Here is a 23390-nt window from a genome sequence, read left to right on the forward strand (position 1 = left end):
CCCCAAATATCCCGTAACCTGAAAAGGGGGCGTGTCATCACGCCCCCTTTTTTCTCCTGTCATCCATTCCAGAAAATCTTCATGTTTCTTTGGTTGACAAGGAGGGAAAAATATGCTTTCCTATGAATAGAGTCGAATTACCATTGGGGGATTCCCCCAGAAAGGACACGAAACTATGAAGAAACTACTGCTGACCAACATCGGCATGCTGGCCACCCCTCAGGGCAAGGGCCCCAAGAAGGGGGAGGAGCAGGGAAATATCCAGGTTCTGAAGGATGCTTGGGTGCTGTGTGAAGATGGCCGCATTGCCCAGGTAGGCACCGGTGCCGCTCCCGCCGTGGAGGGCGCTGAGGTTGTAGACGCCCAGGGCAAGCTGGTCACTCCCGGCCTGGTGGACGCCCATACCCACCTGATCTTCGGCGGCTGGCGCCAGAATGAGCTGGGCATGAAGCTCCACGGCAAGACCTATCTAGAGATCCAGAACGCCGGCGGCGGCATCCAGTCCACCACCAACGCCACCCGTCAGGCCACCGAGGAGGAGCTCACCGAAAAGGCCGCTAAGGCTCTGGACGAGATGATGGGCTTCGGTGTTACCACTTGCGAGGCCAAGAGCGGCTACGGTCTGGCCACCGAGCATGAGCTGAAGGCCCTCCAGGTCATCAAGAACCTGAACGACCGTCACGCTATGGACATTGTCCCCACCTTCATGGGCGCTCACCTGGTTCCCGCCGAGTACAAGCAGAACCGGGAGGAGTATATCCGTCTGGTGTGCGAGGAGATGATCCCCGCGGTGAAGGAGCAGGGCATCGCCAAGTTCTGCGATGTGTTCTGCGAGGCAGACACCTTTACGGTAGAGGAGTCCCGCCAGGTGCTGGAGGCCGGATTGAAGTATGGTCTGCGTCCCAAGATCCACGCCGACGAGATCGAGGCCATCGGCGGCTCCATTTTGGCCGGTGAGATCGGCGCTATCTCCGCCGAGCACCTGATCGTCTGCCCTCCCGAGGGCATCGAGAGCCTGGCCAAGGGCGGCGTGATCGCCTGCCTGCTGCCTGCCACCAGCTTCAACCTGGGCGCTGTCTTTGCTCCCGCCCGTGACATGGTCAAGGCCGGTGTCCCCGTGGCTATGGCCACCGACTTCAACCCCGGTTCCTGCCCCTGCCTGAACCTGCAGTTCGTCATCAACCTGGGCTGCCTGAAGTACAAGCTCACCCCCGAGGAGGTTCTCACCGCCGTCACCTTGAATGCCGCCGCCGCCATTGACATGGCCGACCAGGTGGGTTCTGTTGAGGTGGGTAAGCTGGCCGACCTGGTGGTTTGGGATGCCCCTGACCTGGACTATATCTGCTACCGCGTGGGCAGCAACCTGACTCAGACCGTTATTAAGAAGGGCACTGTGGTGCGCTGAATCCAGAGAAAGGAAGAAATCATATGGACCGAACCGATTATCAGATCCTGAATATCCTACAGCGTGATTGCCGGGCAACGCTAAAAAGCATAGGCGACCAGGTGGGCCTTACCGCTCCCGCTGTTTCGGAACGCACACGCCGGCTGGAAGAACAGGGCGTGATAAGAGCTTATCGGATCGATGTGGATCGGGAACAGATTAACTGTAACATTTCTGGTTTTATCTGGGTGGCCCCGGAGCCCGAAAAGTACAATGATTTCTGTAATTTCTGTTTGAAGCACCCGGCGATTACCGCCCATTACCACACCATCGGTGTGTTTAACGCTCTGCTGCATTTTGCCGTACAAGGAACTCAGGAGCTGGAGACCCTCCTCTCCTCCATCAAGCAATACGGCAACTCTCAGACTTCGGTAGCTCTCAAGACTTATTTTGATTATAAGGATATTCCCATTCCCCTTCAAAAATAAGCCGAACCATACCATGACAAGAAACGCTGAGGAACGTTCCTCAGCGTTTCTTTTTTAAGAAAATCATAATATAAACGCCGACCCGGCGCGGGGAAACTCCCCGCGCCGGGTCAATTCATTCCAGATCAGTTTAAACGATTTCTTAGAACAGGCCGGTGATCTTGCCGTTCTCGTCGATGTCGATACGCTCGGAAGCGGGCACCTTGGGCAGGCCGGGCATGGTCATGATGTCACCGGTCTTGGCAACCAGGAAGCCGGCGCCGGCATTGACCTTGACCTCACGGATGGTGATCTTGAAGCCGCGGGGAGCACCCAGCTTGGTCTGGTCATCGGAGAAGGAGAACTGAGTCTTGGCCATGCAGATGGGCATCTTGTCGAAGCCCAGCTCGGTCAGCTGCTGGATCTGCTTCTTGGCAGCAGCAGTGATGGTCACGCCGTCAGCGCGGTAGACCTTGGTGGCGATGGCATTGAGCTTGTCCTCGATGGAGTCCTCCACGTTGTAGACAAACTGGAAGTGATCGTTGGTGGTATCCTCAGCCAGACGGATAACCTCCTCGGCCAGAGCCTTGCCGCCCTCGCCGCCCTTGGCCCAAACCTCGGACAGACGGACGTTGACGCCCTGCTCCTTGCACTTCTCCTCAACCAGCTTCAGCTCGGCCTCAGTGTCAGTGGGGAAGGCGTTGATGGCGACCACGCAGGGCAGGCCATAGACGTTCTTCACGTTGTCCACGTGCTGCAGCAGGTTGGGCAGGCCCTTCTCCAGAGCCTCCAGGTTCTCGTTGTTCAGGTCAGCCTTGGGCACGCCGCCGTGATACTTCAGGGCGCGGACAGTGGCCACGATAACAACGGCATCGGGATGGAAGCCGCCGGCACGGCACTTGATGTCCAGGAACTTCTCAGCGCCCAGGTCAGCAGCGAAGCCGGCCTCGGTGACGGTGTAGTCGCTCAGCTTCAGAGCGGTCTCAGTGGCCTGGATGGAGTTACAGCCATGAGCGATGTTGGCGAAGGGGCCGCCGTGGATGAAAGCGGGGGTGTGCTCCAGAGTCTGAACCAGGTTGGGCTTGATGGCGTCCTTCAGAACGGCAGCCATAGCGCCCTCAGCCTTCAGATCGTGAGCGGTGATGGGCTTGCCGGAACGGCTGTAGCCCACGACCATCTTGGCCAGACGGGCCTTCATGTCAGCCAGACCGGTGGACAGGCACAGAACGGCCATGATCTCGGAGGCCACCACGATGTCGAAGCCGTCCTCACGGGGCACGCCGCTGGCCTTGCCGCCCATACCACAGACAATGTGGCGCAGCTGACGGTCGTTCATATCGACCACGCGCTTCCAGGTGATCTGGCGGGTGTCGATGTCCAGAGCGTTGCCCTGCTGGATGTGGTTGTCAATCAGAGCGGAGAGCAGGTTGTTGGCAATGCCGATGGCGTTGAAGTCACCGGTGAAGTGGAGGTTGATGTCCTCCATAGGGACAACCTGAGCATAGCCGCCGCCGGCAGCGCCGCCCTTGACGCCGAACACGGGACCCAGGGAGGGCTCACGCAGGCAGACGATGGTCTTCTTGCCCAGCTTGTTCAGAGCATCGGCCAGACCCACGGAAGTGGTGGTCTTGCCCTCACCAGCGGGGGTGGGGCTGATGGCGGTCACCAGAACCAGCTTAGCCTTGCGGGGCAGGTCGCGCAGAGCGTGGATATCTACCTTGGCCTTGTACTTACCATAGTTCTCCAGCTGGTCCTCAGAAATACCGATGGACTTAGCAACCTCAACAATAGGCAGCATAGTGGACTGCTGGGCGATTTCGATGTCAGTCATGACGATGGCCTCCTTAAATTAATGTAAATTATGTGGTCACCTAATGGGGTTTACGATGGTAGTATTATACATCATTTTCCCCTTTTCGTACAGGATTTTTGTTGTTCTTTTTGAAAAACATGCTTTTTTTCATTAAGTGAATTCCGATCTTTACTTTACGAATTTTACCATCATTTTTTTCCTCAAAACATCCCTATAATATGGATAAATTACATTATTTTTTTACTATTTAACGTAAAAAATCATTTGTTTTGCACAGTATGATTTCCATTTTATGTCAGCTTATATTTTAATGTCAGTCATTCGTTTTCCTTAAAATAATTACATTTTTTATCGTTTTTCGTTGATTATACTAAGTTTTTACCACGTACTGTTGCATTTTCAGGGTTTTTATGATATATTTTTTAAATTGTTATTGTTACTGGCCGGGATGTTTCAAAGACAAGGAAAGGATGGAACCTATATGGAATTGAGCTTCTCCCCCGCCGACATTGCCAAGCGTTACTCTGACATTGGCGCTGGTAAAGCCACGCGCCCCACTTCCCAGCTGATCGTCCTGGGTATTTTGGCCGGAATTCTCATCGCCCTGGGCGGTGCCTCCACCAACACAGCGGTCTATGGGATTACCGATCCCTGGACCATTAAGACCATCTGCGGACTGCTCTTCCCCTTCGGCCTGGGTATGGTCGTCATTATGGGTGCAGAGCTGTTTACCGGCAACTGCCTGATTGGTATCTCTCTGCTGGATAAAAAGTGTACTCTGCTGCAGATGCTGCGCAGCTGGGTCATTGTCTATCTGGCTAATTTCGTCGGTTCCCTGATCGTAGCAGGCGGCTGCGCCTGGTTTGGGCAGATGGATCTGGGCGGCGGACAGTTGGCGGTATACACCATGAAAGTGGCCGCTGCCAAATGTGCTATCCCCTTCCAGAACGGTTTGGTGCTGGGCTTTTTCTGCAACTTGCTGGTATGTTTGGGCGTGCTTATGGCCCTGTCCGCCAAGGACAGCGCCGGCAAGATCATCTGTGCCTATCTCCCTGTGGCTTTCTTCGTCATGTGCGGATTTGAGCACTGCGTCGCCAACATGTACTACATCTCTGCTGGTCTCATGGCCAAAAGCGTTCCCGCCTATGCCCAGCTGGCCGCTGAGATGGGCATTGATCTGACCGCTCTCACGCTGCCCAATTTCCTCATCAACAACCTGATTCCCGTCACCATCGGGAACATTCTGGGCGGCCTGGCCCCCGCCTGGGTCATGTGGTTTATTCATCTGAAAGACCGCAAGCCCGCCGGAGTATAAGCTTCCGACAATCAAAGAACAAAAAAAGGTGATTGGATCTTCCAATCACCTTTTTTTATCCTCTTTTCGCTCCCAATCTGGGATCGCCTTTGCCTCTTCATAGAGGCGCAGATAGCTCTGGTGCCGGGTGGCGGGGATCTCTCCTGCCGCCACCGCCTCCAACACAGCGCAGCCTTTCTCCTTCAAATGGGCACAGTCCTGGAACCGGCACTTGCCCAGGTAAGGAGCAAATTCCCGGAAGGCATACTGGAGTTCCTCCTTCCGGCCCAGTTCCATATGGTCCACATCAAAAGAGGAGAAGCCGGGCGTATCCGCCACCAGCGCTCCACAGGAAAGGCGAAACAGCTCCACATGGCGGGTCGTGTGTCTGCCCCGCCCCAGCTTATCGCTGACCTGAGCGGTGGCCAGATCCATGTCCGGCTCCAGAGCATTGAGGAGGCTGGACTTTCCAACGCCGGAATTTCCCGTAAAGGCACAAACTTTCCCGGCAATAGCCTGGCGCAGCTGCTCCACGCCCTCCCCCGTCTGGGCACTGAGGCGAACGGTTTGAAACCCCGCCTTTTCATAGATCCGGGCCAGATCCTCTCCGGAGGCCAGATCACACTTGTTCACACAGATAAGGCTGTCGCATCCCCGGCTTTCGGCAATGGCCACGACCCGGTCAATGAGGTATGGGTCGGTCACCGGGATCGCCTGGGCGGCCACCACCACCAGAAGGTCGATGTTGGCCACCGCAGGGCGGTAAAATTCATTTTTCCGGGGCAAAATCTCGTCCAGTGCCCCAGCCCCCTCTTCCAGGGGGGTGAAGCGCACCCGGTCCCCAACCAGGGGAGACTGTCCGGCATGACGGTGCTTGCCCCGTGCCCGGCAGGTGATCACCTGCTGTCCGTCATCCACATAATAGAAGCCGCTGAGGGCCTTTCGAATGATTCCTTCGCTCATGTGCCGTCCGCCTGGGTGAGATCCACCGTCATGGAGCCACCGTACTCTCCATCGAAGTAGTAGGTCACGGTCTTGACTCCGGTTCCCGTCACAGTCACAGGCACCTGGGCGGACATGGTGGCATCCAGAGCCTGGTTCAATACCTCTTCTCCATCCACCAGGACCCGCACATTCACCAAACCCTCGGCGTCTCCCGGCATGGGGACATAGATGGTCTTGGTCACCTCAGTAGGCTCGGGGGGCAGGGTACTGGGATCAGGGCCCTTGCTGACGATCAGATTGACCTCGTCACCCTCAGCCACCTCTGTGCCCGCCGTGGGATACTGGCTGATGACCTTGCCTTCAGGGACGGTATCGTCATAGGCCTCCTGCACTCTGCCATGGCTCAGGTTGCAGTTGTCAATGTTGGTCTGTGCCAGCTCCAGGGTCATATCCACCAGACTGGGCATGACAAAGGTCTTCTTCTCCGGGCCTTTGCTCACCACCATCTGTACCTCATCCCCTGGGGACAGCGGCACCCCCTTCATCGGGGTGTAAGAAATAACGTGGTTTTCCTCGACTTTGTCATCAAACTCGTACTCAGGCGTAAGGGGTTTCAGTCCCATTTCCACCAGGGTATTATAGGCGGTCTGGAAGTCCATGTTGGTCAGATCGATCATTTCGATCATTTCCTGTCCGCCGCTGATGGTAATGGTGATCTCCGTCAGCTCTCCGGTCACCTTTTTCCCATCCTCCGGGTCCTGTTTGATGATGGTACCCGGCTCGGAATCATCGGCCACCGTGTCGCCCAAAACGACGGTAAAATGCTCACCCAGAAGGGCGGTATCGTCCTTCACGTCCTCATACATCTTCCCCACCAGCTTCGGCACGGAATAAGTCTCGGGAGGTTCCAGCAAACCGGAAAATACAGAATTCCACAGGAAGAAAAATACCAGTCCCACAAACAGCAGCACACCGGCCACCGCCAGGATCACCGGCCACATGGGTCCTCTGCGGGCAGGCTCCTCCTCCTCGGGGTGGTACTCCCGCTCCCGCCGGGTCTCTCGGGGGGCGCTGTAGGACGCGCGCTGGGTACCGCTTCTGTGGGAAGGGGCAATGGGACGCACCTGGGTGCGGTCCTCGTCCAGCTCTGCCTCAGGGGAAAAATCGGAAACATGGTACTCAAAGTTGACGTCGGGATTTTTCCGGAACTCCTCCAGGTCGGCGAGCATCTCGTCGGCGGAAGAATAGCGGTTGTTGGGGTTGGGGGCCATGGCCTTCATGGTGATGGCCTCCAGGGCCTCGGGAATGGTAGGGTCGATCTCCCGGGGAGAGAGCGGGATGGAATTGATATGCTGGATGGCCACCGCCACAGGGGTGTCCCCCTCAAAGGGCAGGCGGCCAGTGATCATCTCATAGAGCACCACACCGGCGGAGTAGAGGTCGGAGCGCTCGTCAATGTGGCTGCCCCGTGCCTGCTCAGGAGAAATGTAGTGCACCGATCCCAGCGCCTCCTGGGTGAGGGTGCTGTGCCCCCCCGAGGCAACCCGTGCAATGCCAAAGTCGGCCACCTTCACGCTGCCGTCCCGGAGCACCATAATGTTGTGGGGCTTGATGTCCCGGTGAATGATCCCCCGGCTGTGGGCGTGGCCCAGGGCCTTAGTGATCTGAGTGATAAAGTACAGGGCCTCCCGCCAATTGAGCTTGTTGCCCTTTTTCTGCATGTATTGCTTGAGGTTGATACCGTCGATGAGCTCCATGACGATATACTCCAGCTCTGAGGAGCGGCTTACATCATAGACTGCCACAATGTTGGGGTGGGACAGCATAGCCACCGCCTGGGATTCGTCATGGAAACGGCGGCGGAACTCCGCGTCCTGGGCCAGGTCCTCCCGCAGAATTTTAATGGCTACCAGGCGGTTGAGGCGGTGGCACCGGGCCTTATAAACCCTGGCCATACCGCCGGTCCCTACCGGTTCCAATATTTCATAACGGTTATCGAGTAATTTACCGATATAGGGATCCATGGTAAATATCCTCCTTCTTACTTCTGTCCCGGAACAGCTCACCGGGAGACCAGCACCGCCGTCACATTGTCCGGCGCGCCCCGATTCAGGGCAATTTCCAACAGGCGCTGGCAGCAGGTTTCTTCTTCTCCGCCGTGGATGACTTCGTAGAGCATCTCCTGCTCTCCCACCACATTGCTCAGCCCGTCGCTGCACAGCAGCAGGTAATCCCCGGCAAGCAGTTCCTTGCGGAAGCAGTCGGCCATCAGCACCGGCTCGGCACCTAAGGCCCGTGTGATCAGATTTTTATGGGGATGGGTCCGGGCCTGTTCCCTTGTGAGCTCTCCCCGCTCCACCAGATCCTCTACCAAAGAGTGGTCCCGTGTGATGAGGACGATGCCATCTTGGTTAATGTGGTAGGCCCGGCTGTCTCCCTCATTGAGGATGACGGCCTCCCGCTCCCCAACCAGGGCTGCCACCAGGGTCGTCCCCATACCGGTGCACTCCTCTTCCCGGATGGAACGCTGGAAGATCTCCTGGTTTGCAAGGGCAGCCGCCCGCTGCATACGCTCCTCTTCCCTGGTGTCTCCCGCCTGGTTTAGGAACTCCTTCATAAACAGCTCCACGGCCATGGTACTGGCTACGTTGCCCGCACGGGCTCCGCCCATCCCATCGCACACCAAGGCGATGATCCGGCCATCTTCCAACTGCCGGGCGGCGTACGCGTCCTGATTCTGGCTGCGCACCGCGCCCCGGTGGGTGATACCCCATACCTGCATTGCCGTCCAACCTCATTTCTTCCGGTATTCCGGACTGTTTCTCTCATTCTCCTTCATGGCCTTGCGCCGCAGCTGACCACAGGAGGCATCAATGTCGCCGCCCAGCTTGCGCCGGACCGTGACGGTAATTCCATGGCTCTCCAGACGCTTCTGGAAGGCGGCCACCCGGCGGCTGGGTTTCAGAGGACTCTCCTCCACCTCGTTGAGGGGGATGAGGTTCACATGAGCCGGTACCCCCCGCAGGCGCTTTGCCAACAGGTCCGCCTGCCAGTCGCTGTCGTTTACTCCATCGATCATGGCATATTCATAGGAGATCCGCCGCCCGGTGGTCTCAAAATACCGCCGGCAGGTCTCCACCAGCTTCTCCACGCCCACACTGCGGTTCACCGGCATGATCTTGGACCGGGTCTCGTCATCTGGGGCATGGAGGGAGACAGATAGTGTTAATTGTAACCCATACTGGGCCAGTTTGTCAATTTGATCTACCAGACCACAGGTAGACAGGGAGATGTGGCGCATGCCGATGTTCAGCCCGTCGGGGTGATTGACCAGCTCTAAAAAACGCATTACGGTATCAAAATTGTCCAGAGGTTCTCCGATCCCCATAAGCACAATGTTGGATATGGGAGCACCGCTGTCCATTTGGGCAAAGAGCACCTGATCCACCATCTCCGCCGGGGTCAGGTTGCGCACCCGCCCTGCAATGGTGGATGCACAGAAGGCACAGCCCATGCGGCACCCCACCTGGCAGGAGATGCACACGGTATTTCCGTGCTGGTAGCGCATGAGCACCGACTCCACGCAGTTGCCGTCTCCCAGCTCCCACAGGTATTTGATGGTCCCGTCCTGGGCGGAGACCTGCTTCCGGGCCACCTTAGGCGGCGTGAAGATGCACTGCTCCGTCAGCTCCTCCCGCAGGGCCTTGGGCAGGTCGCTCATCTCCTCAAAGGAGGTGACTCCCCGGTAGAACCACTTAAATACCTGCTTGGCCCGGAAGGCGGGCTGTCCCCGTTCTTTGAACCAGGCGGTGAGTTCGGGAAGATTCATGGATTTGAGGTCAGTCAAAGGGTACCCTCCCCTTTTCTTAATTTACAGATAAAAAAGCCGTCCGTCCCGTGGCGGTGGGGCCACAGAGTCATCATGCCGCCCTCGGAAGTACCAATCGTTCCAGGGAATGTAACGTCTTCTCCCTTGAAATCGGGGTGGTGGTTCAAAAAGTCCGCCGCCACCTGTTCGTTCTCCCGGCACAGGACGGTACAGGTGGAGTAGAGAAGCACACCGCCTGGGCGCACATACCGCTGGGCGTTGTCCAGGATGGCCTTCTGAATCTCAGGCAGTCCCGCAAGAGGTTCCGGTTGCTTGTAGCGGATATCCGGCTTCTTCCGGATGACCCCCAGCCCAGAACAGGGAGCGTCCACCAGTACCAGGTCAAAGGCCCCCTCCCACTCCGGCCGGAACACCTTTCCGTCGGCGGTCATGGGGGTCACCACGGACAGCCCCAGCCGGTCCGCTCCCGCCTGAATGAGTTTTTTCTTGTGGGGATGGAGGTCACAGGAAATGACCTCCCCCTGATTTTTCATAGCAATGGCCGCGGCAAAGGACTTGCCCCCTGGGGCGGCACAGCAGTCCAGTACCCGCATGCCCGGCTTGACGCCCGCGGCCTGAATGGCCAGGCGGGAAGCCGGGTCCTGGACGTAAAAGAGGCCCTCCTGGAACACCTTCCGCCGCTCCAAGTCTCCGGTTTTGGACAGAAGCAGGCACCCTTCCATCCATGGATGGGGCTGGGCCTCTACCCCCTCCTCCTGCAAAGCCTCCATCAGCTCCTCGGGAGTTGTTTTCAGGGTGTTTACCATAGCGGTGATGGGGGCTCGGGTGTTGTTGGCGGCCAAAAGCTTGGCGGTTTCCCCTTCTCCTAATGTAAGGAGAAATTCCTTTACAAGCCACTCAGGGGTTGAGTACAGCACGGACAAATAGCTCACCGGGTCCCTCTGTGGGATGGTGGGCAGGTTGTCCAGATTTCGCTCCAGGCTGCGCAAAATGGCGTTGACCATTCCCGGAGCCCGTGGGTTTTTGCAGTGGGTACGGGTCATCTCCACCGAGCGGTTCACCGCGGCGCTGTGGGGGATTTTGGTCAGGAAGAGCATCTGATAGGCCCCCAGACGCAGGGCCTGGACCACCTTTCCCTCCATGCGCTTTAAGGGAAGGTTGGAAAAATTAGACAGATAAAAGTCCAGCAGCAATTGGTTCTGGAGCACACCAAAGCAGAGCTGGGTGGCCAGGGCCCCATCCCGGCTGTCCAGACCGGCTTGGGCCAGCTGCTTTTTCAGAATATTGTCCGACCAGCCTCCCTGCCGCTGGCAGGCGTTTAGGGTCAGCAGGGCAACCTCTCTGGCATCCATAGGCTCCACTCCTTCTTTGTTCTCTCTCATCCGGCCGGAACGGTCTCAGGCCAGGGGGTGACCACGCAGGTAGTCCCCGGCGGACATCCGCCGGGCACCGGGGGCCTGGAGCTCCAGAATCCGAAGAACGGTCCCGTCTCCGCACAGCACCTCAATGCCCTCGTTTCCTCCTCCCAGAATGGTTCCGGGCGTGCCTTTGGCCGTCCGGTCCGTCACCTGGGAGCGGAACACCTTCACCACATCACGGCCGAAAATGTCCGTAGAGGTGGCAGGCCAGGGATTGAGGCCCCGGATTTTATTGTGAATGCTCTGGGCGCTCTGACTCCAGTCGATGGGACTGAGCGCACGGGAGAGCATGGGGGCGTAAGTGACCAGGGCGGGGTCCTGGGGAGTTCTCCGGGCCGTCCCCTGGGCAATCTGCTCCACCACCTGTCCCAGCAGCTGCCCGCCCAGAGCGGCCAGCCGGTCGTGGACCTCTCCCACCAGCTCATCCGGGCCAATGGGAGTACGCACCTGGGCAATGATATCCCCCGCATCCAGCTCATGGGCCATGTCCATAATGGTGACCCCGGTCTCCTGATCCCCGTTGACCACCGCCCAGTTGATGGGGGCGGCTCCCCGGTATTTGGGCAGCAGGGAGGAATGGACGTTGATGCATCCCTTGGGGGGCAGGGCCAGGATCTCATCGGGCAGCACCCGTCCGTAGGCCGCTACCACGATGAGTTCCGGGGAGAGCTCCTGCAAGGTGGCCAGGGCCTCCCCATCCCGCAGAGTGGTGGGCTGATAGACCGGAATGTCATGGCTCTGGGCGCACACCTTCACCGGGGTGGGCTGGAGCTTATTCTGGTGCCGTCCCACCGGTTTGTCCGGCTGGCTGAAGACCCCCACGACCTCATGTCCCCCCTGGACCAGAGCCTCCAGGGAGGGGACAGCAAAGTCAGGGGTACCCATAAAGACGATTCTCATTCCTCGTCCTCCTGGGCCATGGCATCCAGCTCCTCATTGGTATAGAGCCGGTCGGTGAGCTCCACATAGAGGTGGCCGTCCAAGTGGCCCAGCTCATGGCAGAAGCAGCGGGCGGTGACGTCCTTTCCATCTACCTCAAACCAGTTGCCGCTGCGGTCCTGGGCTTTTACCTTCACCCACTCGGGCCGCTTTACGTAGCCCCACTTACCAGGCACGGACAGACAGCCCTCCAGGCCGTCCTGTTCCCCCTTCTGGTCGATGATCTCGGGATTCACCAGCTCCAGCATCTCCCCGTTGTCATCCACCACGATGACCGCCCGGCGCAAGATCCCCACCTGGGGGGCAGCCAGGCCCAGGCCGTTGGCTTTGGCCAAAGTCTCCTTCAAATCGTCCAGCAGATCGGCCAGCTTGTCGTCAAATTTGGTCACAGGGTGGCAGACCTTGTTCAGGGCGGGATCGCCCTCGGTCAAAATGGTGCGGATCGCCATAATCAATTCTCCTCTTTCTCAGCTATTGTAGGGGTTCACGTCCACATAGACGGACACCCCCCGGTTTTCTTTATCCTGATAGGCCGCCCGGAGCAAGTGGGCCAGCAGGGCCCGTGCCTCTCTCCCCACCGGCCCGGTGAGGGTCAGGCGGTAGCGGTAGCGGTTGTTGATTTTTGCCACGGCCGCCGGGGCCGGGCCAAGTAACTGCCACTGGCCGGGCACTTGGGGCAAAACCTGCTCCAGGCTCCGGCGCAGCCGCGTACAGCAGCGCAGCACAGCCCCCTCCTCCACGCCGGAGGCGGTGAGGAGGGTCAGATCGGCAAAGGGCGGATACCGCCGCAGCTGCCGCAGGGCGATCTCCTCCTCATAAAATTGGTCATAGTCCTGGCGGGCCGCACAGCGGATCACATCGTTATCCGGGGTGAAGGTCTGGATCACCGCCCGGCCCTTCTTCTCCCCCCGGCCCGCCCGGCCCACTACCTGGGTAAGCAGAGAGAAGGTGCGTTCCCCCGCCCGGAAATCATCCACATAGAGGGACAGGTCGGGCGCTACCACTCCGACCAGGGTGACGTTTTCAAAGTCCAGCCCCTTGGCCACCATTTGGGTGCCCACCAGAATGGGGATGTTTTCCTTCTGGAACCGGTCCAACAGCTCCTCGTGGGGGTGGGCGGCGGAAACGGTATCGGTATCCATGCGCAGCACCGGGCAGAAGGGAAACAGTTCCTCCAGCTCCTCCTGCAGGCGCTGGGTGCCGGTGCCGATGAAATTCAGAATTCCGCCGCATTCCGGACAGGCAGGTGGCAGAGGCTGGGAATGGCCGCAGTGGTGGCACATGAGCCGCCCGTTGGCCGAGTGGTAGGTGAGCTTCACCGAACACCGGGGGCATTCGGGCACCTGGCCGCACTCCCCGCAGAACACCATCCGGCTGGCGCCCCGGCGGTTGAGAAACAAGATGGCCTGTTCCCCGTGCTTGAAGTTCTCCTCCAGTTCCGCCCGGAGTACCCCGCTCACGTCGGTGTTGTTCCCGGCACGCAGCTCCTTCTTCATGTCCACCAGCAGCACCTGGGGCAGGGCTTTCTGGTTGTAGCGCCGGCACAGTTCAAACAGGGCATAGTCCCCCTGCCTGGCATGGTACATGGACTCTACTGACGGGGTGGCTGACCCTAGCACCAAAAGGGCCTTATTCTGGACACAGCGGTACTTCGCAATATCTCTGGCATGGTACCGGGGGACGTTTTCCGACTTGTAGCTGGCCTCCTGCTCCTCGTCCAGGATCATAAGGCCCAGATTTTTCAGCGGAGCGAACACCGCCGACCGGGTGCCCAGCACCACCTGGGCCTCTCCCCGGCGAATCCGCTTCCACTCGTCATACCGCTCCCCCGCCCGCAAGGAGCTGTGGAGGAGGGCAACTTGCGTTCCAAAGTGTGAGGCAAATATCCTTAACAGCTGAGGTGTCAAAACGATTTCCGGCACTAACACCAGGGCCGTTTTGCCCCGTTCCAGCGTGCTCTGAATCAGACGGATATAGACCTGTGTCTTGCCGCTGCCCGTCACGCCATAGAGCAGCGCCGCGGCGGCTTTCCCCTGCCCGGCCAGCTGGTCAAGCCCCTCAAAGGCCCGCTGCTGCTCCTCGTTAAGTACCGGCGGCGGGGCGGGCTCCACTTCCTCCAGCACCGGGCGGCGAAGGACCTCCTGGGCTTCCAGAGTTAGGATTCCGCTTTTTTCCAAAGACTTGATGGTGGGCATGGAGGCTCCGGTAAAGTAGCACAGCTCCTTGGCAGAAGCTGCTCCCAGGGTACACAGAAGCTCCGTCACCGCATAGCGCAGGGGAGCGCTCTTTCGCCGGGGGGTCACCATTGCCATGGCATCCTCCGCGGGAATGGCCAGTACGGCCAGCTTCTCCGTTTTATCCCCCACTCCCCGCTGGGTACTGGTCTCCACCTGGGCCACCCCCGCCTCGGTCAGGCGGCGGATGGCGGGGTTGGGGTCCTGGGGGCCGAAGGCCAAACGGATCTGCTCCATGTCCCCCGTTCCGCCCCAGCTCCACAGCATATCCAGCAGCCGCTGGGCGGCGGCGCTTCCTTCGGCGGCGGCGTAGGCGCTTTCCCGGTCCACCCCCTGCTTCAGGGCCACGCAGTCCCGCAGGGAAAAATAGAGCCCCGCGGGCAGCATAGCTTTCACACAGTCATACACCGTGCAGAAGTACCGCTCCCGCATCCAAAGGGCCAGCTGGATCGCCTTGCGGTCCAGCACTGGCTCCTCGTCCAGGGCCGCTTCGATGCGTTTCAGGCTCCGGGCTTCCCCCGGCTCCTCCCCGATGGACAATACAATGCCCTCTGAACCCCGGTTCCCCGCGGCAAAGGGCACTAGCACCCGCATCCCCGGCTGGAGCCGATCCTCCAGCTCTGGGGGAACCAGATAGTCATAGGGTCGGTCGATGGCGTACACCGCACGGGACACAGCCACTTTTGCAATTGTTCGCCCCATGGCCCTGCCCCCTTAAACGGAAGGAAAGCAAGCGAAGGGCGGTTCTCCCTACGCTTGCTTTTCTCCCTTTTACACCTGCTCGTTCTCGGTCTGGTTCTCCTGCTGGGCGGCTTCCGCCTCCAGCTTGCCGTCGGCTACCTCCTGAATGGCAATGCTGACGGGCTTCTCCTGAAGAGGCTCCCCCTCCAGCTCGGCCTCTCGGGCAATGCGCCGGGCCCGGCAGGCTACCACATTCACCAGCTCATAGCGGCTGGGCACATGCTTCAGCAGATCTTTCATAGCAGGATAGAGCATCATAACAAAAAACTCCTTCTCGTTTCAATTTCCATCATTAGGCAAATTGGGCCAAAATGGAGGTCCGGTTTTCTACCCGGCACTCAGCCGCGGTGAGGATGGCCTCGATCTCCGCCACCGCGTGGGACACCTTGTCGTTGATCACCAGATAGTCGTAGTTGGGGATCTCCCGGAACTCGATCTTTGCCTTTTCCAGGCGGCCCGCGATGACCTCTTCGCTGTCGGTGTTCCGACCGTGGAGGCGGCGGGAAAGCTCCTCAAAGGAGGGAGGAATAATAAAGATGAACAGGGCGTCCGGGCAGCGGGAACGGACCTTGGCCGCCCCCTGGACCTCGATGTCCAAAAGCACATCCACGCCCTGGCTCAGCTGCTTCTCAATGGCTTTCAGGGAAGTGCCGTAGTAGTTATCCACATACTCGGCATACTCCAGCAGCTCGTCACGCTGGATCATCCCTTCAAACTCCTCTCGGGAGACAAAATTGTAGTTCACCCCGTCCTGCTCCCCTACCCGTGGCTGCCGGGTGGTATAGGAGACGGAGAAGTGGATGTTGTCGCGCTGGCTGAACAGCTCAGCGATCACCGTACTCTTTCCCACACCGGAAGGGCCGGAGAGCACGATGAGCTGGCCCCTCTCTTTCTGTTTCAGCATGGTTCCTCCTTCCTGTCCGTCCCTGACACCCGTTCCGAAATCACGTCCGGTGTGAGGGCGGACAGCACCAGATGGTCGTTGTCCAAAATAAGCACCGCCTGTGTCTTGCGGCCGTAAGTGGCATCTACCAGCTGCCCCCGGTCTCTGGCCTCCTGGACCATACGCTTGATGGGGGCGGAGTCGGGGCTGACCACAGCGATCAGCCGCCCGGCAGACACCAGGTTTCCAAATCCGATATCAATGAGCTTCACGCCCAGCCCTCCTTACTCGATGTTCTGGACCTGCTCGCGGATTTTCTCGATCTCTGCCTTGATGTCCACCTCCTGGCGGGCAATGTCGATGTCGCTGCACTTTGAGCCAATGGTGTTGGCCTCCCGGTTGAACTCCTGAATGAGGAAGTCCAGCTTCCGGCCGGTAGCGCCGCCCTTGGAGAGCATCTCCCGCAGCTGGTCAATGTGGCTGCGCAGGCGCACGGTCTCCTCGTCCACCGCCACCTTGTCGGCAAAGATGGCTGCCTCGGTCAGGATGCGGGCGGGGTCCAGCTGGGTGTTGGAGAGGACCTCGTTCATCCGGGCCTCCAGCTTGGCGCGGTACTCCGCCACCGTCTGGGGGGAACGCTCCTCCACCAGAGCCACCTTTTCCTCGATGGCAGCAGCCCGCGAGAGGATGTCCTCCTTCAGCCGGCTCCCTTCCTTGGTGCGCATAGCATCAAAATCGCTCAAAGCCCGGTCCAGCACCGTGCAGATGTCCTTTGCCATCTGCTCCACGTCCTCCTCTGCCTTTTCCGCCAACAGCACGTCGGGGAACCGGGACAGCAGAGAGACGGAGATGTCATCGGACAGGCCATAGTCCGCCGCCAGCTGTTTCAGGGCGGCATAGTAGCCGTCAGCCACCGCCTTGTTCACCGATACCTGTACCTTCTCTGCTCCGGTACTGTCCAGGGTGACGAACACATCTACCTTTCCCCGGGAAATGGTGCTCTGCACCCGGCTTTTGATGGCATCCTCGGCAAAGAGGTAGAGCCGGGGAATACGGACATTACAGTCCAGATAGCGGTTGTTGACAGAACGCAGCTCTACCGTAATGGTGCAGCCGTTTACCGTCTCCTCCGCCCGGCCGTAGCCAGTCATACTCTTGACCAAATGGGTCACGCTCCTTTAAACTCTCTCGGTCAGCCCCGACGTCCCGACCGCAGCCGGGCTCCCAGCATGGCGATCAGCCGGGACAGACCCACATCATAGATCACAAACACCACATTTCCCGCTCCATAGAGAAGCAAGACATTCTCCCCCAGCCACGGGGGCGGGTTGGGGAGAAAGAGACTGCGCAGGACAAACCAGCCCAGCGTCAGGACCACATTGAAATAGCCCAGCTTCAGCACCCACTCCAGAGGCAGCTTTCGCAGGCTCTCCACCCGCTCCTTCACCACAGGATAGAGGCCGAAGAAGGTCAGGAAGAGCAGCGCCACACCCTTGTCCGGGAGCATCACCAGCCCCAACAGGCTCGCGGCACCCCAGCACAAATAGCCGGCCCCGCGGCCCGCGGCCAAGGTGGCAGCCATGGGGAACAGCCCGCCAACGGCAGTGAGCCCCAGGCGGCCCGAGGGCGCCACACAGGCCAGCCACAGCATGACCAGTGCTCCCGCTGCCAAAACCCCTCCCAGGGCGGTTTTCCCTGCCCGGCCGGGAACTTGCCCGCCCATTTAGCAGTGTCCTCCGCCGCACAGGCAGTTGAGGCAGAGCATGGTGGTACAGCAGTCCAGGCTGTCCATTCCTCCGCCGTAGCCGGCGGGGCGGTAGCCGCCCGCCCCACGCTGCATAATGGCCAGAGCCTGACGGTACTCCATGTTATTGGGGTCCATCTGGACAGCACGGGAATAGTTCTGCATGGCCTCGTCCATCCAGCCCTTCCGGTAGGCGATGCTTCCGCTGAGGAAGTACCACTCGCCATCCCGCTGGTTGACCTCGAACAAAAGCCGCTCCGCACCTGCCAGATCGCCGCCGTTGATCATGCTGCGCACCCGTGCATAGGTGGAATTGTTGGAGGAATAGCTCTGCTGATAGCCGCCCCCGTAGCTCTGGGAGCTCTGATACCCGCCCCCGCCGGAGCGCTGCTTGGTAATGGTATCGTAGGCCTCGTTGATCTCCTTCATCTTCTCCTCAGCCAGGTCGGCCAGAGGATTGTTCTGGTAGTTGTCTGGATGGTACTTTCTGGCCAGCTCCCGATAGGCCTTTTTGACCTCCTCGTCGCTGGCGTTTGGGCTCACCCCAAGGACGCTGTACGGATCTCTCATGTGTCGTGTCTCCATATCTTTTGTTTTTTGATCTGGGCCCAGCTGCCGTCAAAGACAGCCCGCTGTACCAAAGGTAAGCCCAGGTAGATCATATTTTCCAAAAGGGCCTTCCGGCAGCCAAACTCCCCCAGCTGGAGCGCGGCCCCCATCTGCCCCAGGGACTGGTCCATGGTCAGGGCCAGGGACTTGTCGTCCCCGGAGGGACCATAGCGCGCAGCTACAGGATTATAGCGCCCGGACGCCTGATCCTCTGATAAATCATCCCGCGCGTCGGCCAGGTAAATCCACCGGCCCAGGTGGTAGAGCAACTGCCCCAGGATCCGCCCCTGCTCTCCCTGCGCGGGTGCAGCGGACTGAAGCAGTCGCGCAAAGGTATCCGCGGTCCGGTCCAGCGAAGGGCAGCGCTCCTGCTCCAGCTTCTCCAGCTCCTCCAGGCACACCTTTACTCCCCGGTCAAAATCGGGCACGCGCCGGGCTGCCTTTCCATAGGCCCGCCCCAGCAGCAGCGACAGCCCCCGTGCAGGCAGCCCTCCGAAAAAGCCCTCATCCTTCACGCTGTCCCGCAGCTTCCACCAGGCAAGCACCACGCTCTCATCCGCGGCCAGCTCCAAGGCCGGGCTCTGCACGCACATGGTCTTTTTCACCAGAGGATTGGCGTGGCACCGCCCCCGGCAGGGCTCCCAGCGCTCCTCCCCCTCCCACAGCACCAGGGCCAGGAAGGTGAAGTCAAAATTCAAAAACATGGGGGCGATCAGGCCATAGCGCCTGCGCAGGCAGCGGCATAGCCCGCAATAGGTAGCCCTGTAAAGGTCAAAATCCTTACACTTCAGCTCCGGGCGGTAGGGACGTACATAACCAAACACGCCGTGTTCCTCACCGGATATGCTTCAAAATCGAAAATTCCGGGGCGGTACTGCGGGTCATGGAGCGGTTCAGGAGGAAGGCAGGGACAAAGCCCACAGCCAACCCCAGTACGGCTGTCCCCATGGCGGCCAGCTCCCCAAGGTTCAGCAGAGCCTGTCCCAGCACATAGCCAGCACCCAGCCCCACACAGGGGAGCAGAAAGACCACGACCGAGGTCCCAATGTTGTGGCCCACAGAGGGCTCCACCTCCACCAAATCCCCCGGCTGCGCCCCAATGGGGTTAGTGGCCAGGGCCAGAATTTCCTGGGGCGGCTTTGCGGTACAGCCGGCACAGGCTCCGTCGCAGTGCAGCCCGCACTCCATCTGGCGCAGCAGAGAGACCTCCGCCACTCCATCCCGGACAATTTTCTTTACAATCGCGTTTTGAACCATGGTTTTTTCCTCCAAAACTTGGGACAGCTCCGGTTTTACCGGCTGATATCCACCACAATGGTATATTCTCCGATGACCCCTACCGAGCGGTTGGTATCCAAATAGACCCGGACCGGGACGGAGATCTGCCCTGTGGTAGTAAAATCGGTCAGATCTGCCACGATCCGCAGCTGACTGGCATCAATTTCATTCAGGTCCTCGGTCTTGCCCCGGACGGTCACCTGTTTTTCCTGGGTCACCGCTACGGCGCTGTAGCCGTTGGCGGGCTGGAGCACAGAGATGTTGTCCACTGTGAATACTTTGGTATCCAGCCCCTTGACCGTGACCGTCACCGTGGCCTCCGTCTCTCCGCTCACATTCTCCAGGCTGGGGTCCAGGGAGATGGGGAACGTAAAGGTGTTGGTTCCCACCACCTTGGCCAGGTCAATGCTGCCGATGGACAGCTCGGTGAGGTTTTTGATATCGCTCTCCTCCCCCGAGACCGTGATGGTCTTGGGGTCGATGTCATAGGTGATGTCGTCAATGGTGGCTCCGCCGCCATTCTGGAAGTTGACCGCAAGCTTCACTTCCTTCTCCACCACCACAGGTACCACCACATAGGCGGTGTCCGAGCTGAGGGTCACATTGAGGTCTGTGAGGGGATTGCCCTGGCTGTCCAACAGGGTCAGGGGCAGGTCTCCGGTAAAGCGCTGGTCCAGATTCTCGTTTTCCAGCACCGCCACCACCTTTGCCACCTTGCTGACCTCCTCCGCCGAACCACTCACCGTCACAGTGGTGGGCTCAATGGTGGGGGTGCCCATCTGATAGCCTTCGGCCACCTGGCCGTTCAGGCGGAAATCCACGTTGAAGGTGCTGGTATAGAGCTTGCCCACTGTCACCGTAATGGTCCCAGGGTCCTTACCTTGAAGCACCACGTCGCTGGTGTTGAAATTCTCCGGCCATTTGGGCTGGTAGGTCAGACGGTTCTCCCCCTCTGTCAGACGGGATACGTCCAGAGGGATATAGATGTCGTCCCGGTAGCGGATCAGGTTGTCAATGACACTCACCGTGGCGGAAACACGAAGATCCACCGTCTCCGTGGAAATCCCGGTGACCGTCAGCCCCTGTCCGGTGAGCACATTGGTTCCGGTGAGCTCGATGGGCACGTTATGAATGGTGGTGCTGTCCTCTGGGTCCACCTCCAGGCGAACATACATCCAGAACATCACCGCCAGCAGAAGGGACAGCAGGATATAAACCCACTTGCTGTCATGCAGCCGTTCCATCATTCCCGGTCACCCTCCTTCCGTCCGCCGAAGATCTGGCCCAGCAGGGGGATCTGGCTGCTTTTCTTTTCCTTGTCGTTGTCGTTGAGCAGCTCGTTGCGCAAAAGGCGCTCCAGGGTCTCCGGGGCCAGGTGCCGTTTGAGCATGCCGCCCACGGCCGCAGAAATAGAGCCTGTCTCCTCCGAGACGATCACTACCACCGCATCCGAGTGCTCGCTCATACCGATGCCCGCCCGGTGGCGCATTCCCAGATCCCGGCTGAGGTTCACATTGCCCGACAGGGGAAGCATACAGCCCGCTCCCACAATTCTGCCATTGCGGACAATGACCGCCCCGTCGTGGAGGGGCGCCTTGTTCCAGAAAATATTTTTCAAAAGCTCGCTGGACACCCCGCAGTCCAGAGCCGTACCGGTCTTGATCACATCGTCCAGCATGTTCTGCCGCTCAAAGACCATCAGGGCCCCTACCTTGTCTCGGGACATGTCGCTGTATGCCTCGGTGGTCTGCTGGATGGCAGTCTCCAGCTCGGCCCCCGGCTCTCTGCTGGAAGCAAAGACCAGGCCCAGACCTCCGCTGCCCATCCGCTCCAAAAAGCGGCGGATCTCCGGCTGGAACAAAATGACCAGCACCAACACACCCAGCTCCACCACCTGCTTGAGCAGGAAGCTGGTTGCGGTCAGGGAGATCGCAGAGGAAGCCACCATCGCAAGCAGCAGCATCAAAATGCCTCGCAGGACTCGGCCGGAGCTTGTCTTACGCAGCATCCACAAAAGCTTATAGATGACCCCTGTCATAATGGCGATGTCTAGCAGGTCGGCCAGCTGGATACGGATCAAAGGGAAATAACCCTGAAAAATCCTCTGGATCATCTCAGCCATGAGGCTCCCTCCTTAGGTACAAAATTCTTCATCATGTCATTATACGATATTCCCGTCCTAATGGCAACACGAAAGAGGGAAGGCAAAATGAAAATTTTATAAATTTTTATAGAAAATCCCCCATCCTCCTGCAAGAGGATGGGGGAAAACCGCGGTGTGTGACTGCAGGGCCATCAAGCGGGGTCCTCTCCTCTCTCTGCCAACCTGCCCAAAGTCCGGAGGAATTGCTCCACCTCCCGGTGGGTGTTGAACACAGAAAGCCCCGCCCGGACGGTGCCTTGCTCCAGAGTTCCCGCACTCTCGTGGGCCAGGGGGGCACAGTGAAGCCCCGCCCGCAGGGCAAACCCCCGCTTTCCAAGCGCTTCTCCCAGAGCTTCACAGTCCCAATGCTCCAGCTGGAAGGACACCACTCCAGACTGATCCATGGGGTCCTGGGCCAAAAAAACCTGAGAACCGGGAATTTCTCTCAGTCCTTCCCCCAGCCGGCGGGCCAGCAGGCTCTCCTGGGCGGCAATGTTTTCCACCCCGCGCCGGCGTACAAACCGCAGTCCCTCCAAAAGTCCGGCGATCCCCGCGATATTGTGGGTCCCCGCCTCCAAACGGTCCGGGAGAAAAGCGGGCATGGACTGCAGCCTGGATTCACTCCCTGTCCCCCCTGCCAGCAGGGGGTCCGGCTCCATGCCGCACAACAGAAGCCCCGTCCCCTGGGGACCATAGAGCCCCTTGTGTCCCGGCATGGCTACGAAAGCTGCCCCCAGGGCCTCAAAGTCCAGGGGCAGGCACCCCGCCGATTGGGAGGCGTCTACAATGAGAGGGATTGCCCGGTCACGGCAGAGTACGGCAATCTCTTCCACCGGGAGGATAAAACCAAAAACATTGGACACGTGGGTGCACACGGCCACGTCCGCCCCCTGGTCCAATGCCTGGCGGAAGGCCTCCAGGGCGGCCGCCCGGTCAAACAGCGGGCTTCTGGCCACCCGGATCTCCACATTGGGGATGGCATGGAGGGGCCGTGTCACAGCGTTGTGTTCATAGCCGGAGATGACCACCCGGCTGCCCGGCTTGACCAGGGTGTGAAGCGCAATATTCAGCCCGTGGGTGGCGTTGAAGGTAAAGACCACCTGCTCCGGTTCCGACACATGAAAGAGAGCGGCCGCTTCCTCCCGACAGGCAAAGGCGGTATCCGCCGCAGCCATGGCAGGCCGGTGTCCTCCCCGTCCGGGGCTGGCCAGATGGTTGATGGCCCAGGCGGTCGCACGGGCCACGCTGGCAGGCTTTTGCAGGGTAGTGGCAGCACTGTCCAGATAAATCACAGTTCCACCTCCTGGTAGCTGCCGTTTCCGGCGGTGATATAGATGCGCTTTGGGGACAGCCCCACCCGCTGGAGGATCCGCAGGGCGTCGGGCAAAGAGCGTTGGGAAATTTTTACCGAATGGCTGCACCCCTCCCCGGAAATGCTCTTGGGGGAGCGCAGCACACGGGTGGTAATCCCCGCGCGCTCCAGGGCGGCCGCCGTACGCTGGGCATAGGTCAGCGAGCGGCATACAATGAGATAATAGAGCATTGGTTCGTTCCTTTCCCGGGACGGCTCGGGGCCGTCGCGCAGAACTTGGGCGCAGGAACCCGTTGGGCTCCCCTCCCGCCCCATCTTATGCGCCCGCCTGCCTCCGCGACACCGGCATAAAAAAGC

At 59.5% G+C, this 23390-nt stretch carries 24 protein-coding genes; 3 read left to right on the top strand and 21 right to left on the bottom strand.

Annotated features, from left to right (window positions below):
* Positions 1-175: 175 nt before the first annotated feature.
* Both hutI and ACTQ3R_RS03435 read left to right on the top strand, forming a co-directional pair.
* Positions 176-1405 (top strand): imidazolonepropionase, encoded by a 1230-nt coding sequence (hutI, locus tag ACTQ3R_RS03430; protein ID WP_441777997.1) that lies wholly within the window; start codon positions 176-178, stop codon positions 1403-1405.
* A 23-nt stretch (positions 1406-1428) separates the two neighbouring features.
* A complete protein-coding gene (locus tag ACTQ3R_RS03435) occupies positions 1429-1872 on the top strand; it encodes an Lrp/AsnC family transcriptional regulator (RefSeq protein WP_441777998.1) in 444 nt (147 codons plus the stop codon).
* Between the two features lie 142 nt (positions 1873-2014).
* Here the strand turns inward: ACTQ3R_RS03435 and ACTQ3R_RS03440 are convergent, their stop codons facing one another.
* Positions 2015-3682, bottom strand: coding sequence for a formate--tetrahydrofolate ligase (locus tag ACTQ3R_RS03440; RefSeq protein WP_441777999.1), 1668 nt, complete (start codon positions 3680-3682; stop codon positions 2015-2017).
* A gap of 463 nt (positions 3683-4145) precedes the next feature.
* Between ACTQ3R_RS03440 and ACTQ3R_RS03445 the strand changes: the two genes are divergently transcribed.
* A complete protein-coding gene (locus ACTQ3R_RS03445; protein ID WP_441778000.1) occupies positions 4146-4979 on the top strand; it encodes a formate/nitrite transporter family protein in 834 nt (277 codons plus the stop codon).
* 45 nt (positions 4980-5024) lie between these two features.
* Here the strand turns inward: ACTQ3R_RS03445 and rsgA are convergent, their stop codons facing one another.
* From rsgA to ACTQ3R_RS03545, 20 genes are all read right to left on the bottom strand, one after another.
* Positions 5025-5921, bottom strand: a complete 897-nt coding sequence (gene rsgA / locus ACTQ3R_RS03450; RefSeq protein WP_441778001.1) for a ribosome small subunit-dependent GTPase A — start codon at positions 5919-5921, stop codon at positions 5025-5027.
* Complete coding sequence (pknB, locus tag ACTQ3R_RS03455) at positions 5918-7927, bottom strand: Stk1 family PASTA domain-containing Ser/Thr kinase (RefSeq protein WP_441778002.1); 2010 nt, start codon at positions 7925-7927, stop codon at positions 5918-5920. Before pknB ends, rsgA begins: the two co-directional genes overlap by 4 nt.
* Positions 7928-7965: 38 nt before the next feature.
* Entirely contained in the window at positions 7966-8685 is a 720-nt protein-coding gene (locus ACTQ3R_RS03460) for a Stp1/IreP family PP2C-type Ser/Thr phosphatase (RefSeq protein ID WP_441778003.1), read from the bottom strand.
* A gap of 12 nt (positions 8686-8697) precedes the next feature.
* Complete coding sequence (gene rlmN, locus ACTQ3R_RS03465) at positions 8698-9750, bottom strand: 23S rRNA (adenine(2503)-C(2))-methyltransferase RlmN (RefSeq protein ID WP_441778004.1); 1053 nt, start codon at positions 9748-9750, stop codon at positions 8698-8700.
* Positions 9747-11084 (bottom strand): 16S rRNA (cytosine(967)-C(5))-methyltransferase RsmB, encoded by a 1338-nt coding sequence (rsmB, locus tag ACTQ3R_RS03470; RefSeq protein WP_441778005.1) that lies wholly within the window; start codon positions 11082-11084, stop codon positions 9747-9749. The genes rlmN and rsmB overlap by 4 nt, the downstream gene beginning before the upstream one ends.
* Before the next feature lie 45 nt (positions 11085-11129).
* The gene (gene fmt / locus ACTQ3R_RS03475; RefSeq protein ID WP_441778006.1) at positions 11130-12050 is read right to left on the bottom strand and encodes a methionyl-tRNA formyltransferase; all 921 of its coding nucleotides are present in this window, start codon (positions 12048-12050) and stop codon (positions 11130-11132) included.
* Complete coding sequence (def, locus tag ACTQ3R_RS03480) at positions 12047-12538, bottom strand: peptide deformylase (protein WP_441778007.1); 492 nt, start codon at positions 12536-12538, stop codon at positions 12047-12049. Before def ends, fmt begins: the two co-directional genes overlap by 4 nt.
* Positions 12539-12556: 18 nt before the next feature.
* Positions 12557-15025, bottom strand: a complete 2469-nt coding sequence (gene priA / locus ACTQ3R_RS03485) for a replication restart helicase PriA (protein ID WP_441778008.1) — start codon at positions 15023-15025, stop codon at positions 12557-12559.
* 69 nt (positions 15026-15094) lie between these two features.
* Positions 15095-15322: a DNA-directed RNA polymerase subunit omega gene (gene rpoZ, locus ACTQ3R_RS03490; protein ID WP_441778009.1), complete on the bottom strand. Its 228-nt coding sequence runs from the start codon at positions 15320-15322 to the stop codon at positions 15095-15097.
* A gap of 34 nt (positions 15323-15356) precedes the next feature.
* Positions 15357-15968, bottom strand: a complete 612-nt coding sequence (gmk, locus tag ACTQ3R_RS03495) for a guanylate kinase (RefSeq protein ID WP_441778010.1) — start codon at positions 15966-15968, stop codon at positions 15357-15359.
* Entirely contained in the window at positions 15962-16225 is a 264-nt protein-coding gene (locus ACTQ3R_RS03500) for a DUF370 domain-containing protein (protein ID WP_441778055.1), read from the bottom strand. Before ACTQ3R_RS03500 ends, gmk begins: the two co-directional genes overlap by 7 nt.
* A gap of 6 nt (positions 16226-16231) precedes the next feature.
* On the bottom strand, positions 16232-17110 hold the full coding sequence (locus ACTQ3R_RS03505) for a YicC/YloC family endoribonuclease (protein ID WP_441778011.1): 879 nt from the start codon (positions 17108-17110) through the stop codon (positions 16232-16234).
* Positions 17111-17139: 29 nt separating this feature from the next.
* The gene (locus tag ACTQ3R_RS03510; protein ID WP_441778012.1) at positions 17140-17670 is read right to left on the bottom strand and encodes a hypothetical protein; all 531 of its coding nucleotides are present in this window, start codon (positions 17668-17670) and stop codon (positions 17140-17142) included.
* Positions 17671-18261: a J domain-containing protein gene (locus ACTQ3R_RS03515; protein ID WP_441778013.1), complete on the bottom strand. Its 591-nt coding sequence runs from the start codon at positions 18259-18261 to the stop codon at positions 17671-17673.
* Complete coding sequence (locus ACTQ3R_RS03520; protein ID WP_441778014.1) at positions 18258-19124, bottom strand: DUF5685 family protein; 867 nt, start codon at positions 19122-19124, stop codon at positions 18258-18260. Before ACTQ3R_RS03520 ends, ACTQ3R_RS03515 begins: the two co-directional genes overlap by 4 nt.
* Before the next feature lie 10 nt (positions 19125-19134).
* Positions 19135-19557: a SoxR reducing system RseC family protein gene (locus tag ACTQ3R_RS03525; protein ID WP_441778015.1), complete on the bottom strand. Its 423-nt coding sequence runs from the start codon at positions 19555-19557 to the stop codon at positions 19135-19137.
* A 35-nt stretch (positions 19558-19592) separates the two neighbouring features.
* A complete protein-coding gene (locus ACTQ3R_RS03530; RefSeq protein WP_441778016.1) occupies positions 19593-20825 on the bottom strand; it encodes a CdaR family protein in 1233 nt (410 codons plus the stop codon).
* A complete protein-coding gene (gene cdaA, locus ACTQ3R_RS03535) occupies positions 20822-21700 on the bottom strand; it encodes a diadenylate cyclase CdaA (RefSeq protein WP_441778017.1) in 879 nt (292 codons plus the stop codon). Before cdaA ends, ACTQ3R_RS03530 begins: the two co-directional genes overlap by 4 nt.
* A 173-nt stretch (positions 21701-21873) precedes the next feature.
* The gene (locus tag ACTQ3R_RS03540) at positions 21874-23013 is read right to left on the bottom strand and encodes an aminotransferase class V-fold PLP-dependent enzyme (protein WP_441778018.1); all 1140 of its coding nucleotides are present in this window, start codon (positions 23011-23013) and stop codon (positions 21874-21876) included.
* Entirely contained in the window at positions 23010-23264 is a 255-nt protein-coding gene (locus ACTQ3R_RS03545; protein WP_441778019.1) for a DUF3343 domain-containing protein, read from the bottom strand. The genes ACTQ3R_RS03540 and ACTQ3R_RS03545 overlap by 4 nt, the downstream gene beginning before the upstream one ends.
* Positions 23265-23390 lie beyond the last annotated feature (126 nt).

It is taken from the genome of Lawsonibacter sp. LCP25S3_E2 (assembly GCF_052117285.1).
In the GTDB taxonomy this organism is placed as follows: domain Bacteria; phylum Bacillota; class Clostridia; order Oscillospirales; family Oscillospiraceae; genus Lawsonibacter.